The organism is Clostridium sp. CM027 (assembly GCF_024730565.1).
Taxonomy (GTDB): domain Bacteria; phylum Bacillota; class Clostridia; order Clostridiales; family Clostridiaceae; genus Clostridium_AD; species Clostridium_AD estertheticum_B.
This window is the reverse complement of sequence record NZ_CP077725.1, coordinates 3,417,953-3,435,249: the sequence shown is the minus strand read 5'-3', so window position 1 is coordinate 3,435,249 and position 17,297 is coordinate 3,417,953. Positions and strand designations below refer to the sequence as shown.

At 31.6% G+C, this 17,297-nt stretch carries 14 protein-coding genes; 2 read left to right on the top strand and 12 right to left on the bottom strand.

The window, feature by feature from the left end; all coding sequences use genetic code 11:
- Window positions 1-78: 78 nt before the first annotated feature.
- The 12 genes from KTC92_RS16285 to KTC92_RS16230 all read right to left on the bottom strand — a co-directional run bounded on the left by KTC92_RS16285 (window position 79) and on the right by KTC92_RS16230 (window position 14,487).
- On the bottom strand, window positions 79-1,113 hold the full coding sequence (locus tag KTC92_RS16285; RefSeq protein WP_216301897.1) for a sugar-binding transcriptional regulator: 1,035 nt from the start codon (window positions 1,111-1,113) through the stop codon (window positions 79-81).
- Between the two features lie 157 nt (window positions 1,114-1,270).
- The gene (gene rpoN / locus KTC92_RS16280) at window positions 1,271-2,641 is read right to left on the bottom strand and encodes an RNA polymerase factor sigma-54 (protein WP_187351418.1); all 1,371 of its coding nucleotides are present in this window, start codon (window positions 2,639-2,641) and stop codon (window positions 1,271-1,273) included.
- A gap of 189 nt (window positions 2,642-2,830) precedes the next feature.
- Window positions 2,831-3,763 carry an ABC transporter permease gene (locus KTC92_RS16275; protein WP_216301896.1) on the bottom strand — a complete coding sequence of 311 codons (933 nt, stop codon included), beginning with the start codon at window positions 3,761-3,763 and terminating at the stop codon, window positions 2,831-2,833.
- Complete coding sequence (locus KTC92_RS16270) at window positions 3,756-4,862, bottom strand: ABC transporter permease (RefSeq protein ID WP_216301895.1); 1,107 nt, start codon at window positions 4,860-4,862, stop codon at window positions 3,756-3,758. The genes KTC92_RS16275 and KTC92_RS16270 overlap by 8 nt, the downstream gene beginning before the upstream one ends.
- Window positions 4,855-6,396, bottom strand: a complete 1,542-nt coding sequence (locus KTC92_RS16265; RefSeq protein WP_220286096.1) for an ABC transporter ATP-binding protein — start codon at window positions 6,394-6,396, stop codon at window positions 4,855-4,857. The genes KTC92_RS16270 and KTC92_RS16265 overlap by 8 nt, the downstream gene beginning before the upstream one ends.
- A gap of 161 nt (window positions 6,397-6,557) precedes the next feature.
- On the bottom strand, window positions 6,558-7,640 hold the full coding sequence (locus KTC92_RS16260; protein ID WP_216301893.1) for a BMP family protein: 1,083 nt from the start codon (window positions 7,638-7,640) through the stop codon (window positions 6,558-6,560).
- A 274-nt stretch (window positions 7,641-7,914) separates the two neighbouring features.
- A complete protein-coding gene (gene trxB / locus KTC92_RS16255) occupies window positions 7,915-8,838 on the bottom strand; it encodes a thioredoxin-disulfide reductase (RefSeq protein ID WP_216301892.1) in 924 nt (307 codons plus the stop codon).
- Window positions 8,839-8,878: 40 nt separating this feature from the next.
- Window positions 8,879-9,718: a DegV family protein gene (locus tag KTC92_RS16250; RefSeq protein WP_216301891.1), complete on the bottom strand. Its 840-nt coding sequence runs from the start codon at window positions 9,716-9,718 to the stop codon at window positions 8,879-8,881.
- 55 nt (window positions 9,719-9,773) lie between these two features.
- Entirely contained in the window at window positions 9,774-10,241 is a 468-nt protein-coding gene (locus KTC92_RS16245) for a tRNA (cytidine(34)-2'-O)-methyltransferase (RefSeq protein ID WP_216301890.1), read from the bottom strand.
- A 133-nt stretch (window positions 10,242-10,374) separates the two neighbouring features.
- On the bottom strand, window positions 10,375-11,937 hold the full coding sequence (locus KTC92_RS16240; RefSeq protein ID WP_216301889.1) for a DNA mismatch repair protein MutS: 1,563 nt from the start codon (window positions 11,935-11,937) through the stop codon (window positions 10,375-10,377).
- A gap of 166 nt (window positions 11,938-12,103) precedes the next feature.
- Window positions 12,104-12,694, bottom strand: coding sequence for a response regulator (locus KTC92_RS16235; protein ID WP_220286097.1), 591 nt, complete (start codon window positions 12,692-12,694; stop codon window positions 12,104-12,106).
- Window positions 12,691-14,487: an ATP-binding protein gene (locus KTC92_RS16230; RefSeq protein ID WP_216301888.1), complete on the bottom strand. Its 1,797-nt coding sequence runs from the start codon at window positions 14,485-14,487 to the stop codon at window positions 12,691-12,693. The genes KTC92_RS16235 and KTC92_RS16230 overlap by 4 nt, the downstream gene beginning before the upstream one ends.
- 302 nt (window positions 14,488-14,789) lie before the next feature.
- Between KTC92_RS16230 and KTC92_RS16225 the strand changes: the two genes are divergently transcribed.
- Together KTC92_RS16225 and KTC92_RS16220 are read left to right on the top strand one after the other, a co-directional pair.
- Window positions 14,790-15,932 (top strand): acyl-protein synthetase, encoded by a 1,143-nt coding sequence (locus KTC92_RS16225; RefSeq protein WP_220286098.1) that lies wholly within the window; start codon window positions 14,790-14,792, stop codon window positions 15,930-15,932.
- Window positions 15,929-17,278: an acyl-CoA reductase gene (locus tag KTC92_RS16220; RefSeq protein ID WP_220286099.1), complete on the top strand. Its 1,350-nt coding sequence runs from the start codon at window positions 15,929-15,931 to the stop codon at window positions 17,276-17,278. Before KTC92_RS16225 ends, KTC92_RS16220 begins: the two co-directional genes overlap by 4 nt.
- Window positions 17,279-17,297 lie beyond the last annotated feature (19 nt).

Below are 17,297 nucleotides of genomic sequence, written 5' to 3'. Positions count from 1 at the left end.
TGGCAAAACCTCCTAAATTTTATTAACCTAATTATATGTAAATATATAATTTTTTCATTAATCAAATCATTATATAGTTTACTCTCTTTTCTCTATAATATTTACTATTTCTTCTGCAGCCGCTTGATCAATTATTAAAACAGTGCTTAAGCGGTTGATTTCAGTAGCGATGATGGCTCTAGCTTTATTTTTTCCAGCCGCTACTGCGATTAGTGTTTTGCTGTCTGTAACATCTTCATTTTTCACCCCAATAGTAGGTGTAGAATGAACTATTTCTCCTAATTCATTATAGTATTGACCAAATGCTTCTCCTACTGCACCTAATTCTTCAAGTTCCTTTATCTCTTTTTCAGGTACTTCTCTTTTCATAGCCATATCACTGGCGATACCTATTCCATAAATAAGAATATCAGCACTTCGAATCTTATCAATTATACTTTTTATACTTTTTTCATTTACTATAGTTTTTAAAGCATCATTGCTCAAATTATCAGGTACATGTAGTAATTCGTAATTTCCACCAATTTTATCTGCTAGCCTAGCCACTAAAGTATTAGCTTGAATTTCTACATTTCTGGCCATACCGCCCCTGGCCGGAAGCACTAAAACATTGGTATATTTGTTATTTTTAGATAAATTGTCTACAACTTCCTTAACTGTTGATCCACCTGTTATTGCAATTATACTGTTATCTTTAATAATATCCATAACATAAATTGCAGCTACCTTCCCAACTTCTTTAAGGACACTTTTATCAATTTCAACGTTCCCGGGAACAACTATAACTTGCTGTAGCTTCAAATGTTTCTCAATAAATTTCTCGATTTTAGACAACCCTTTTATCTCATGAATAAATCCTTTTAACTGATCTAAAATTTCTTCACCATCAGTTGTTATAAACATACCCAGTGCATTAACCTCAATCAAGTTTTGGGACTTTAGAAAGTTTATTTCATTTCTTACTATTCTCTCGCTTATGCACATCTGATCTGCTAAAATTCTTCGTCCTATAGGTTGATTATAACATATCATCCTTAATATATCATGTCGTTTTTCAAGAAGTTCTATTAATTCAGGCACTATTTTCTGTTGTAATTTTAATATACTCTCCACTTGAACACCTTTCTGGACTTTTTAAGTCCCAGCTTATATTTTTTGCTCCCACAAACATTATAGATGAAATACCAACTTTTTTAAATTAGTATTTGCAAAAAAGATGTTAACATTTTGTTAACGGCATGATTAAATCATCTCCTGGGTCGCTGAAATATTAAAATCTTTTCCGCTTACAAGAACTTTTAATTTCAAGTTCTTCCCTATATTTTGCTACAGTTCTTCTTGAAATATTCATCCCTTCTACATTTAATCGATTACAAATAATTTGGTCTGATAAGGGCTTCTTTTGGTCCTCATTATACACCATTTCTTTAATAGTTTTCTTAATATTAGTTGTGGATACATCCTCACCACCTACAATTGACGCAATGCCATTAGTAAACAAGTCTTTTATTTTAATGACTTTCCCGTTATTTATACTAACATATTTCTCCCTAATTGCACGGCTTATAGTAGATTCATGCATTTCTAAATTGTTAGCAATCTTTTTAAGCGTCATTGGTTTTAAATATTCAGCGCCTTTATCGAAATATTCCTTTTGAACTGCCAAAATATCTTCCAAAACTCTATATACAGTGTTTTTCCTTTGTTCAATACTTTTAATAAGAAACACTGCGCTATTAATTTTATCTTTTACATATTCTACAGCTTCTATATCATTTTCATTTTTAATAATTTCTTTATACAAACTATTTATATTCAATTTAGGAAGTACATCTTCATTCATAGAAATAAAATATTGGTCATCAATTTTATTAATATAAGCATCAGGCACAATATACTTAACCGTCTCACCAGTATAAAATCCTCTTGACGGCTTAGGCTCTAAAGTTTTTATTATATCTCCATATTTTTGAACCTCAGAAATTTTAACATTTAGTTCCTTAGCTATATCATTGTATTTATTTTCTCCCAATAATTCTAAATACTTATCAATGATTATATAAATATTTTCATCATCTATCCCCAGATTATGTAATTGAATCCTTAAACATTCCCTTAGGTTCCTAGCTCCAATTCCTTGTGGCTCTAAAGATTGGAAAATTTCAAGTGCAATTTCAGCATTCTCGTTTGTTATTCCGAGCTCCCTACATATATCAGATAAATCTTCCGATAAATAACCTTTGGTATCTAAGTTCTCCACCATATATTTGCATATTTCTAAAATTTCATACTGCTCCGTTAGTTCTCCTATTTGCTCTTTAAGATAATCTTTAAGAGATTTTTCCTCTGCAATATAATAAAATGGCGAAATTTCCTCATTTTCATTCTTTGCAGCATAGCTCTTTACTTTATAATCATCCTTGCCAAGATATTTAATTATTTCTTTATAATCAAATTCATTATTGTTATTACTTTTGTGGTTTTGCAAGTCTTTTTCCTCCAGCACTGGATTCTCTTGCATCTCTTTATTTACATATTGTCCTAGCTCATACGCTGACATTTGAAGAAGTTTAACAGACATTTGCATTTCTTGAGTCATTATTAATTTTTGTTCTTGAATCAAATTTAAACCAAAATTAATGTTCATTTTATTATCACCTCATCTTTGGTTGCTATTTATTTTCATGTACCTCTCATATTATAAATATTATAACATAGCTAATGATATAAACCTAGATTATGCATTAAGCTAGAAATAAAAATAAAAAATCTCAGCACAAATTTCTACAACAGCAGAAAACGTAAGCTAAGATTTTTTATTTTTAAAATATTATCTAGATCCTTTAACATATGGTTTACCACTCGCAAGGGGGCCTGTTGTTTTTCCAACAAATCCTGCAAGTGCAATCATGGTAAGTACATATGGAATAACATCATATACTTCTGTAGGTAAATTCCAGCTAAGTCCCTGTGCAAAAATATTAAATGCACTACCAAAGGCAAATAACAAACTAGCCCCAAGCGCTCCGAAAGGTTTCCAATTACCGAAAATAACAGCCGCTAAGGCAATAAATCCACGTCCTGCAACCATTCCTTCTCTGTAAAGTGGTGTTATTCCCAGGGATAATGCTGCTCCACCGAGCCCTGCTAGCATTCCTGATAAAATAACACATAAATATCTTATCTTATAAACATTTATTCCTAAAGTATCAGCCGCCTTTGGATGTTCTCCTACAGCTCTAATTCTAAGTCCTAAAGGTGTTTTATATAGTATATAATGCGAAACAAATACTAAAATAATCGCGAGTATTACAAACCAGTTTAGCTGCGATATTAAATTCCCTATTATTGGTATATTTTTAATCCAATCCGGTATGTTATATGAAAGTCCTGTTACTATATCTGTTTGGCCACCTTTACCACCAAATAACTTAAATATTAAGAAACTCGCAAGGGCAGTAGAAAAAAGATTTATAGCAGTACCTGAGATTACTTGATCTGCACGCAAATGTATGCTCAGCACAGCGTGTATTAATCCCAAAACACCCCCTGCTATCACCCCAAAAAGTATTCCCATTGCTGGACTTCCAGTGGTGTAACTTCCATATACCGCAAAGAAAGCGCCTATTACCATCATACCTTCGAGGCCTATATTAACCACACCTGATTTTTCTGAAAATATACCACCCAGTGCTGCAAAAATTAGAGGCGTAGCTATTCTTAAAGTTTGCGCAAACAAATTAATTAAAATAACACTACTCATTTGTAATCGCCCCCTTCTTTTTCTTCTCAGAGAAGTATTTAACAATATAATCTGTTGCTACAAATATAATAATTATAGCTTGGATTAAATAAACTATTTCTTTTGGTATTCCGTTTAATTGAAGGGTTCTAGAACTACTATTTAATGTTCCAAATAATAAAGCTGATGCTATACATCCAATAGGATTGCTCTTTGCAAGTAAAGCAACTGCAATTCCATCAAACCCATAAGAGGGAAGTGCCATGAAATCTTTTGCATTATGAAGCACGCCTGCAACATGCGTTGCCCCACCAACTCCGGCTATTGCACCAGAAATCACCATAGCCAAAACAGTATTTTTCGCTACATTAATCCCACCATATTCTGCAGCATGTGGATTTATACCAACTGCTCTTATTTCGTAACCAACAGTGGTTTTCCATAATAACCAGAATATAAAGATAGCTACTGCTATGGCAAGGAATATACTAATATTAGCTCCACTACCGCTAACAAACCTATGAATTTCTGCACTCTCTTGTATATTAGGAGTACTTGCTTTACCTTCCACTCCAAAACTAGTTCTTAAAATAATAAAATTGGCTAAAGCCATAGATATATAATTCATCATAATTGTGTTAATAACTTCATGAGTGCCTACTTTAGCCTTTAAATATCCCGGGATTGCTCCCCATACTCCTCCGGCTAAAAGTCCTGCTAAAATAACTAAAACTATATGAATTACTGGATTTAGTCCTGGCAATGTTCCAACAACAGCAGCTGCCATCATTCCAAGTATAAATTGACCAGCAACACCTATATTAAATAATCCACATTTAAATGCTACAGCATTTGCAACTCCTGTAAATATTAATGGAGTAACTTCTGAAAGGGTAACGAAGGTTACTCTAGTATTACCAAACCCACCTTTATATATAAGTCCAAATAAATCACCTAAAGCTGAAAAGTATTGTAATATAGAATATCCTTTTGCCCACATTACAAAGAATACAGCAACAAATATAGAAACGATTATAGAAAAGAAAGGGAAAGCAAGTGTTTTAATGATATTTTTTGCTATACTTACAAAATTACTATTTTCACTTTCTACTTTATTCATTATCTTTAGCTCCTTCCGGTGTTTTATTTAGATTACCACCAGCCATAAGTATACCAAGTTTTTTCTCTGTTGCATCACATCTATCGAGTATATCTACTATTCTGCCATCATACATTACGGCAATTCTATCTGATAATGCCATTATTTCATCAAGTTCTAATGATACTAATAAAATCGCCTTACCCTTATCACGTTCTACAACTAATCTTTTGTGAATATATTCAATTGCACCAACGTCAAGACCTCTCGTAGGTTGTGCTGCTATTAATAATTCCGGATCTTTTGAAATTTCTCTAGCTGCTATAAGTTTTTGTTGATTACCACCTGATAATGATTCCGCATTTACATCTGCATTTGGAGTTCTAATATCAAATTCGCTAATAAGTTCATCACAGTGTTTTCTAATTTCTTTGTAATTCATAACTATGCCTTTACTGAAGGGTGCATTTTTATGAATTCCAAGCACTGAGTTTTCAAATAGAGAATAATCTAATATAAGCCCTCTTTTATGCCTATCTTCTGGTATATGGCCAACACCTACTGACATAATATCTCTTGGTGACTTACCATATGTATTTTTACCGTTTATTATAATGCTTCCACTCTTAGGCCTTTGAAGTCCAGTTAAAACTTCTAACAATTGAGATTGACCATTTCCATCAACACCAGCTATCCCAAGAATTTCTCCACCATATACTGCTAAGTTTAAATTTTGTACTGCAGGTAATCCTCTGTGATCACTTGCACAAAGATTTTCAATTTTCAATATTTCGCCGCGAATTTGAGCAGGATTTTTCTCTACAGTTAGATTAACTTTTCTGCCTACCATAAGCTGCGCTAATTCGTCTATACTTGTTTCTTTAGTCTTTACTGTTCCAGTTACTGCACCTCGCCTAATTATAGTAACTCTATCACTCATACTCATAACCTCTTTTAATTTATGAGTTATCAGTATTACGGATTTTCCTTCTTTTTCAAGATTTTCAATTATGATTCCGAGTTCCTCAATTTCCTTTGGTGTTAAAACTGCTGTAGGCTCATCTAATATTAAAATTTGTGCACCTCTATATAGCGCCTTTAGTATCTCTACCTTTTGTTGTTGCCCTACAGAAATATCTTCTATAACCGCGCTTGGGTCTATTGCGAAACCGTACCTTTCTGAAATTTCTTTAACATCATGTATCGCTTTGCCCATATCAATTTTGAATCCTTTTTTAGGTTCAATACCCAACACAATATTTTCCGCAACAGTAAAATTATGTACAAGCATAAAATGTTGATGAACCATTCCTATACCTAACTTGATAGCATCATTTGGAGTAGATATATTCACTAGGTTACCGCTTACATAAATCTCGCCTTCTTCTTGTTTATATAGACCATAGAGAATATTCATAAGGGTTGTTTTTCCTGCGCCATTTTCACCAAGAAGAACGTGTGTTTCGCCTCTTAATAGTTCAAAATTTATGTTGTCATTGGCAATGGTTCCTGGAAAAATCTTTGTTATGCCCTTCATTTCAATTACCTTTTCCATTGGATTTCCTCCTTAAAAAGATTATTCATCACCTGTGGTGCTGACATCATCTTCACCCAAAATTTTCATTATTCTTAGAAAGAGCTAGATGTAACACATCTAGCTCTTATTGTATACTAAAAACCATAAATCAGTAAATGAAAATTTATATTTATTGATTTTTATTTAAAATCCATTGCTCCTTTTCTATTTACTGGAACAACTGTTTCTCCAGCTATAACTTTATCTTCATATTTTTTAACTTCATCCAAAACATCTTTTGGTACGTTTTTATTAGATGTATCAGCTATTCCTACGCCTTTTTCTTTTAACCCAAGATTAGTAACTGTACCGCCTTTAAATTCGTTTTTAATTTGAGCTTTAGCTTGATTGTAAGTTGCTGTATCAACTCTTTTTATCATACTTGAAAGTATAATATCAGAATACTGTGGAACTGTTAAAGATTGATCCATATCAACTCCTATAGCCCAAACTGTCTTCCCTCCATCTTTTAATTCTTTAGCCGCTTTAAATAAACCAAGTCCAACTCCCGCTGCTGCATGATAAATTACGTCGCAACCGCCTTGATATAATGATTTAGATAATTCATAACCTTTTGCTGAATCATTGTAACTATCTGCATATTTTACAGTTGTTCCTGCACTCTTACCATCTATGCTCAATAATCCTTTTGCAGCTTCTGGATTAACTGCTTTAACACCAGCTGCAAACCCAACTTCAAATCTATTTATTAATTCATTATCTTTTCCACCAATAAATCCAATTTTATTAGTTTTAGTCATTTTCCCAGCAATAATTCCCATTAAAAAAGATCCTTCTTGCTCTTTAAAAGTAATTGATGCTACGTTTGGAAGATCAACAACTGAGTCTATAATTGTAAAGTTTTTATCAGTATGAGTTTTAGCAACCTCTGTCATTGCATCTGCAATTTGATATCCAACAGCAAAAGTTAGATTTGAACCCTCTTCGACTAATGACTCTAAATTTGCTGAATAATCCTCTTTCTTTTGAGCTTCAAGAGCATGGTACGTGAAACCGTCTTCAGATTGCGCCTTTTTAACCCCTTCATCTGCTGATTGGTTAAATGCCTTGTCGTTTAATCCACCCTCATCAGTAGAAAGTCCTACAACTACAGTACTTTTTTGTGTATTTTTTACAGCTTCCTTCTTAGTTCCACAGCCAGCAAACAATGTTGTAACTATTGCCATTGATGTAAGTACTGCAACTATCTTTCTTTTATTCATAATAAATTCCTCCCTAAGTAATTAACTAATTAATTAAACAATATTATTGCTTCGCAGTATGTATTCTATAAACATTAAAAAAATCCTTTTTATTTTAGAATATTTTTATTTGTAATCTTTATCTGATGCTAAAGTATATTATATGCTATATATAGATTTTTTATTACTTGCCTATGTTTTTATTTAAACCTAATTATTACAATTTTAAAGTATTTTTTTAGAAAGGACACTCATAACTGAAATTATGGGTATTCCTTCCGAATTTACAAACTAATTAAATCATATTTTCAATGTAATATTCAGCATGGGTAGATGCTATTGCCCCATCTGCTGCTGCTGTAATTATTTGTCTTAGTAATTTTGCTCTTATATCTCCTGCAGCGTATACTCCAGGTATATTAGTTCTCATTTCTTCATCAGTGATAATTTCGCCTCGTTTATTCATGGTAATCTTCCCTTTAAACAATTCCGAAATTGGAAGGTATCCTACAAATACAAAACATCCATCTGCTTTTAAATCGTGAGTTTCACCAGTTTTAATATTTTTAAGTACTAATCCCTCCAAGCTTTCTTCGCCCTTAGCCTCCGTAACTACTGTATTCCAAACAAACTTTATTTTTGGATTATTAAAAGCTTTTTCTTGAAGTGACTTAGCAGCTCTGAGCTCTGCTCTTCTATGTATTACCGTAACACTTTTCCCAAATTTAGTTAAGTATATAGCTTCAGATATAGCTGAATCTCCGCCTCCTAGCACTGCAATGTCTAAATCTTCAAAGAAGTCAGCATCACAAGTTGCACAATAAGAAACTCCTTTCCCTCTTAATTCTATTTCATTTTTAAATCCACCAAGTCTTGGGCTCGCTCCTGAGGAAATTATAATTGTTTTAGCCTTGTAAGTTTCTCTCATACATTTGATTACCTTAATGTCGCCTTCGAGCTCAACTTGCATAACCTCTTCTTTAACAAATTGTGTTCCAAATTCCTTCGCTTGCTGTTTCATTCGCTTGCTTAATGATGCTCCTGTACAATCTTCAATAGAGCCTGGGTAATTATCTATTTCATTAGTTGTAGCAACCTGTCCACCAAACTCTCCTCTTTCAATAATTAAAGTGTCCATTTTTGATCTTGATGCATAAATGCCAGCAGATAATCCTGCAGGTCCGCCGCCAATAATTATAGTATCATAAATATGTACCATACGCTTAACCTCCTCACTTTTTATTCACTTAGTAAAAATTTTAATATTCTTCAACGTAAAAAATGCCACAGGCACCTTCACCTGCATGTGTCCCCACAACGCATCCAACCGAGCATTCTATAAAGTCCATTTCACGTTCACTCATATGAGACCTCAAACTCCCTAGAATATCTCGGTCACTAGCTTGCAATAGAATACTTGTCTCTCCACTTCTAGTCCCTGTTTGCTCTAAATTTTTCAAAATAGTTTTTATTGCTTTTTTGCTTCCACGAACTTTATCTATTACGGCCATTTCACCATCTTTTACAGTTAAAATTAATTTTATCCCGAGTAGCCCGCCTATCGCTCCAGCAGTTTTAGACAATCGACCACCTTTAACTAAATTATTTAATGAATCAAAAGCAAGCGCACTTTTCACATGAGGTATTGTTTGTTTAACTTTTTCTTCTATTTCAAATATATTACATCCCTCTTCTTTTAATTTACAGGCTTTTAAAACCAAAATTCCAAGACCTGATGTAACATTATAACTATCAATTGTGATAATATCTTCTGATGATAACATGCTTTTAGCCATACATGAAGATTGATAAGTCCCACTCATTTTTGAAGATAAATGAATAGAAACTATCTTATATCCCTCATCTAAATATTTTTTATAGCATTCATAGAATCTATGTGGGTTTACCTGAGTGGTCACAGGGAACTGCTCAGAATTATTCATTTTATATAAATATTCTTGTAAACTAATATCCTCGCCATCCCTGTAAGTTTTGTTTTCTATGTTCACGAGTAGTGGTAAAACTTCTATATTATACTTATCAATAATGTCTTTATTTAAATCGCACGTACTATCTGTTATGATTTTAATCTTTTCCATTCCTATCTCCTTGTTCGTCTCTTGGGGATATAACAGTTGTTAATTGCTATGCACCTTATTTCATATTCTTAAACCCTATTTGCCTAAGTGCTTCATATGTCACAATAGCTACTGTATTGGAAAGATTAAGGGACCTAGTTGTGCTATTTATCATAGGCACTTTTATACACCTTTCAGGATCGCTACCACGAACATTATCTGGAAGGCCTGATGACTCTCGACCAAAAATTATAAAATCCCCGTCTTTATATTTTACATCTGAATATAATTTTGAAGCTCTTGTTGTAGAATAGTAGAAAGTTGACTCTTTATATTTTTCTCTAAGAGCTTCATATGTATCATGTATCTCTAAACTCAAATAAGGCCAGTAATCGAGTCCCGCTCTTTTAAGTTGCTTCTCCTCTAAACTAAATCCTAAAGGTTTTATAAGATGAAGTTTGCAATCAGTTAGTACGCAAGTTCTTCCTATATTACCAGTGTTTTGTGGAATTTCCGGTTGAAATAAAACTATATTTAAATTCACAATAAATCCTCCTTACCCTTCTTTTTCAGTATAAAACATATAAATATCTAAAACCATATTACCCTAAGTATAGCTAATAGTAAAGATGCAGCTAGTCTACATTCTCTGGGTTATATCATCACCTGTGGTGCTACTATAATAATTTCTCTATGGTCTCAGCTCTTTTAAACGATCTAGATATTATTTTCTTTGGATAACCCATGTACTCTAAAAGTTTTATAGCATTTCTTGTTTGAGAAACTCCTTTTTTTATCTTATAATCAAAACTTAATCCTTTACTCGTATCAACCTTTTCACTAAAATAATAAAACTCATAATTTTCTTTTAGAATGTTCACTAATTCTCTATCATGAGTCGCTACAATAGAAACAGATTTTCCATTGTTTATGTATGTTAGTATTTCCGCCGACATTGAAATTCTCTCTATTGGGTTTGTACCCCTAAATATCTCATCTATTGGGCAAAATACAGCTGCATCCTTTTCTAGCGCTTTGATTATTCTAAGAATTGCTTCCGCCTCTGCCATATAGAAACTTTTTCCCTTTGTTAAATCATCATTAGGGCTAATTGATGTAACTATGTTAAAAAAAGGAGCTTCGTAACTCTTAGCCAAAACAAAATCAAAGCATTGAGCCAAAATTATATTTACCCCTAGCATTCTTAGAAAAGTCGACTTCCCTGCCATATTTGTGCCCGTAAGCACAATACCTCCATTTTCTATGTTAATTGAGTTTGCAACAGCCTTGTCTATAAGAGGATGTATTCCCTCTTTTATAGTTAACTTAACCTGCTTTATAAACTTAGGTTTTACATACTGCTCACCTAAATTATGCTTATAACCCGCGATAGAAATTAAGGCTTCTACTTCACCAACTGCACCGTAAAGGTCCATTAAAACTTCTTTTTCTTCTTTTATCCTATGAGATATAGAATAATAAGCAGTTTCTTCAAGGAGAAATATAACAGATATAAATTCAAACAATCCTTGCCACATATTTATAAATCCTATTAATCTTATGTTTCTATCTATATCCTTTACAGATTTAAGCATTATCGTTATCTTATCTTTATAATAAACAATATCTTTATTATTTATGCTTACAATTTTTTTAGCTGCCTTAATATTTTTTTGCAGATAAAAAATGCCATTAGATTTAATTTGCCTTACTTCCGAAGAGTTTATTAGCATATTAATAGACGCGATTCCAAACAAAACTATCATAAATTTAATATTCACAAATATCGCAAGCAAGATCGCTATTAATGGTAATATCTTTCCAATAAAAGTATAAATATAATATTTAGTTTTATTTATTATAAGGTCAGTTTCAATCATATCTAGAAAACTATTTTTTATATCACTACCTAATTCAAGGAAAATGCACTGAAGGCTTTCTCTTAATCTGTCATTTTCTTTAAATGACTGAATTAGTTTCCCCCTTTTTTTCAATTTTTCTTCCTTCATTAAAGGATTTCTAAGCATTGTGTATAAAGCGGCTTCTCCAGGGCTACTATATGCTCTATCCAATTTTTCGTACACCTTATTCATATCTAAATCGTCCCATGTTTGATTATCTAAGGTATATTCATCTTTTTTATGTATACTAAAAAACTTCTTAATCTTCTTAAAATCTCTTTTCTTATCCATATCTCCCTTATAATCACTTCTTATTGAATGTAAATACCTATTACTCATAGTAAAATACTCCTTTAGTTTTTTTTAAACTATTTCATCTAAACTACATTATAGCAAAATCCGATACATATTTCCAATGTTTATTATAATTAAATAAGTTCTGAACCCTTGATAATCAAGAGTTTCATAACTTTCATATACACTTAATCCTATATATGTAGAAGTCTTAAAATAATTTTGCTATAGCAGCAAATCTTTCAGCCTCTTTATAATTTTTCTCACACTGGTTACACTCCCCTATTAATCCATATATCTTGCCGTTGTATGGATTAATATAAAGTGCAGTTTTTAAACTTCCTAATGCTTGAGTACAATTACCTTTAGCCATTTGATTTTCAGCTTTATTAATATAATAGTTTTCATCCTTAACCCCTTCTATAAGTTCGGGCTTTATTTTAACTAAATCCTTTAGCAGTGAATCTATCCTTTTAACAGAAAAGGGTTTTTGAAGATAAGTTACAGCACCAAGTTTTGTACAATCTATAGCATTTTTCACTGTGGCAAAGGCTGTCATAATAATTACTGGACAAGATATATTCATAGATCGTATTTGTCTTAAAACCTCTGTACCAGTCATTTCTGGCATTCTAATATCTAAAAATATAAGATCTAAATCTTTCTTTTCTTCAATTATTATTTCAAGTGCATTTTTTCCATTACCTGTAGATATAACCTCACATCCTCGTGATTCTAAACATGTTGTTAACAGCACCCTTATATTTTTTGTGTCATCTGCAACTAAAATTTTACTTTTCATAACGCACGCCCCTTTTTATTTCTAGAAATAGGAAGGGTAAATGTAAAGATACTACCCACATCAAGTTCACTTTCACACCATATAGTTCCCTTATGGGCATCCACTATTTCCTTGGCAATAGAAAGTCCAAGACCTACGCTCCCAGACCAATAATCATTACTTTTAATTTGCACGAATTTCTCAAAAACTTTATCTTTATATTCGGTTGGCATTCCTTCACCAGTGTCTTTGACAAATAAATGAACCATATTGTTTTTCAAATAAGAACCTATGGATATCACATCTCCTAAATTAGAATGTTTAAAGGAGTTTGAGACTAGGTTATTTAACAGCCATTCTAATTTTTCCTTGTCACCAAGGACAAGAGGAAGTTTCTTTTGTTCATAGTTCATTTTAATACCCAGAGATTTTGCTTGTGCCTCATAGGATTTACAACAATTTTCTATAATATTTTTAATATTACAAGGTTTAATATTAAAAATAGTTCTATCAGATTGAATACGAGATAACCGAAGAAGATTAGTCACTAAATCTGAAAGTTTTTCACCATCTTCTTTTATGGTGTCTAACACTGTTACTTGTTTTTCATTGAGCTTGCCAATATGTTTATCATGAATAAGTTCAATACCAATCATAATTGAGGTAAGCGGAGTTTTAAATTCATGAGATACAGTATCAATAAAATCTATCTTTATTTTTTCTAATTGTTTTAATTCAGTAACATTTTTCATCAAAATAACTACACCATCTATTCCTAAACTACTATCTTTAATTGGATTTACTGTAGTATTAAAAAAATATGTTTTTCCCTTTGTAGACACTTTTATAGTTTTCTCTTCATTTTGCAAGTTATTAATTACTGAAAAAACATGATCATAAAGATCAAAATTTCGAATACTATCTAAAAAATGTGTGTTAACCACTTCATTTTCTTTAATATTAAAAAAATTTTCACAGGACTTATTAAGAAGCATGATTCTAAAATTCACATCCAGCACTATTATTGGATCAGGAATACTTTTAACTATAGTAAGAGACCTATTTTTCTCTGCCATTAAAGAACCTTTACTACTTTTTTCATATTCAAAAAGCTTTCTAGTCATTTCATTAAATTCAGTAGCAAGCGTTCCTATTTCATCGTTATAAAATACGGGAGCTTGAGTGCTTAAATCCCCATTTTTAACGGATTGAATAGTACGGATAAGAGCTCTTATAGGCTTCAGTGCCCGATTTATATAAAAAATAGATATAATAAAGCCTATTATTATTATGGGAATAGATAATAGATTAAAGCAAATACAAAAAAAGCTAACCTGCTTAACTTTAATTTTATCTTTAATTATAGTTTTTTTTCTAATTTCAACAATATCTCTTAGGTCTTTTTTCACATCATTAGCAGATAAAATTATTGATGAATTATAAGTTTTAATAGAATCAATGGTATTGGTTTTTGTATCAATTTGAGAATAGAGTTTTACAAATTTAAGATAGTTTGTATTGATTTTATTCATTAATATCTTCTCATTTAGATTTGTAACTCGGGCACTTTCCGTATTAAAATACATATAAAATTTTTGATTGTTGTCATAAAATAAATTAACGCTATTTTGGTAATCATTTTGAAATATTGCTTTAAGTTGATTATCAATGCATTCATCCATATTATTTGATGAATCTACAATTTTGTAACTATCCAGTTCAACATTATCTATGGATCTTCTTACTTCAAATATATTATAAATTGATACAGCACTAACTAAAGTAATAATTATAGTTAGAACTATGTAAAACACTGCAATTTTCCCTCTCAAAGTCTTAATAGAAAACCCCTCCCAATCAAGTAACTTTTTAGTGATTCAATGTATTTTATGGTTATATTTGTGAATTAGTCAACTAACACTCTACACATTAAATTGGATTAATTCTATGTAAAAGTAAGCATACCCTCTGTGAAGTTCCTATTTTGAACTATAGTAAGATAAATATTCTTAAAATATAAATTTAACAAACAACTAATTTTCAACTATACTTCAATGCATACGGAATAAATATCCATTAGTTTATGATTTTCAATAGTAAAATAGGAGGGTACTTAATGAGTAAATATAATTATTTTAAAGATTTTAGAAGTAATGTTATAAATCAATATGAGCAATGCAGTGCATATAAGTTGCTTTGTGACAATGAATCATACAATCCAAGCAGAGATCTAAATACAAAAGAGGATATTAATCATGTTCCTTTTATTGCGACCACCCTTTTTAAAAAGTCATCAGGGCTATATTCAAATCTTCTTAGAATAAATACAAAGAATCTTGAAAAGTGGACAGTTTCTAGTAGTACAAGCGGAGATCCTAGTGTAGTTGGAAGAAATCTTCCAGATCTTTTAAAAATCCAGGAATTGATGCGTTGCGATAAAAAGACACTTCGACCTCGATTTGATTATGAATGTGTTTTTTATCCAGAACCAGAAGTAATGAGAATGCATAATAGTGAGAATTTGTGTGATAAACCAACAGAGTCCTATATTGGAAACCTCCTTGATTTATTTGATTTTGGTAAAAGTACACTTTTCTTATTAAAGCCTTTTGAAGGTAATTTCCAAGTAGATATAGATGAATTTGAGAAGTTTATTACTAATCATAATAATAAAGAAGATTATCTTTTAGTTGGAGGGTCCACCCTAATATTTTATAATACTATTCAATATTTAATTGATAAAATGGAGCCTGTTAACCTTGGAAAGAATGTTTTAATTCATACTGGAGGAGGTGGTTGGGATGGTAGAAAGGGATCTGTAAATATTGGGAATAAAATTGAGAGATGGAGATTTGTAGAAACTGTATCACGTTTTCTCGGAGTACCAGAAGAAAATTTTATTGATTCATATTCTTTTACAGAAAATAGTTTCGTTATAACAGGTCATTATTCAAAGAAGCATAAGGATTACCTCTTCCATGTACCTAGCTGGGGAAGAGTAATCATAAGAGATGTAAAGACTCTTAATCCATTAAATAAAGTTGGAAACAAAGGATTTATTCAAGTATTAAATGCATATGGTACTGATACTTTTGCAGGTGCATCCGTGCTTGTAGATGATATTGGAGAAATAGTTTCTACAAATAGATGCCCAGATTGTGGCAAAGATGAAATGACCATAAAAATTCTTGGAAGAGTTAAAGGAGCAGAGGCTAAAGGCTGTGGTGCAACACTTAATGTATCAGGGGGTAAAAAATGAGAATTGAATATACAGTAGGAAAGACAATTTTAGAAAAAGATATAAATGGGTTAAAGCTAGAATTAAATTGTACAGATGAAGAACAGATAATTAGCGAGATAAAAAGACTTAATTCAAATAAGAAAGCCGCTCATGATATATCTACAGAAAGAACTATAGAAACTTTAGATAAATGTGCTAAACTATGGCTAAATAGAGAATATTCTCAGAAACATATTGATGCTTTGGCTACAATAACCAATCAAAGTCCTCAACTTGTAGCCTATGAACTTGAAGGAAGTATGTCAATGCTTTTAAGAGAGAACATTGAAAAAGAAATTTTAGAAGAACTAGGTGATAGTGATGTACTTGATAATTGGGCAGAAACAAGCTATGGGTATTGCCATAGACAACCTAGAGGATTAATTTTCCATAACGTATCTGGCAATGCATTCATCGTAATACCTGTAAGTATTTCTATGGGCTTATTATCAAAGAATTGTAATATAGTTAAAGTATCAGGAGATGAACCATATTTTGCATATGCTTTTTATCAAAGTCTATGCGAAATTGATAGCAGTATAAAGGATAGACTTTCAGTAACTTATTTTGATAGTTCCTCCTCAAATATATATGAAACTTTAGTAAAAGAAAGTGATTGTGTAGTACATTGGGGCGGAGCATATTCTGGCGGAATAATGGCTGGATTATGTGCTAAACATCAAACACATCTTATTATGCATGGTCCTAAAATTAGTTTCGAGGTAATAGATGAAGAAAAAGACTTGGAAGTTGTTGCCCAAAATATAGGAAGCGATATTGTATTTTGGGAACAAAAGGCTTGTTTATCTCCAAGAATTATTTTTATAAATAAAGATATAGACAGGATTTTTTTTGCTTCTGAGCTTGCTAAGTCCCTAGAGAATTTATCAAGTGTTTTACCTAAAGCATACTTGAATCCATGGAACTCAGTAAAAACAATACAAGATAGGCAATATTGCTTATTGAAATATGGCCTAAAAAATGAAACAAAAGTATATTCTTCAAAGAATGCTGACTATACAGTAGTTTTAAATGAAACATTACCAGATAAAGAAGATATAGATAGATGCTTTAATAGATTTATTTTTGTTAGCCCTTATGAAAGTAAGGAAGAACTTTATAATTATGTAGAAAAAAACATTAAAGATTACCTTCAAACTATGGGTTATAATGGATCTGATATTGAAATTATTGAAAACATGACTCAACTTGGAGTAAGCATTGTAACTAAGCCGGGGTTTATGTCTAGGCACTATCCAGGCACATCTCATGATGGAATGTTTAATTTACAAGAAATGACTTATGTAGTAAGCAGGCAGCTGTAATGACAATTCTCTATATGGA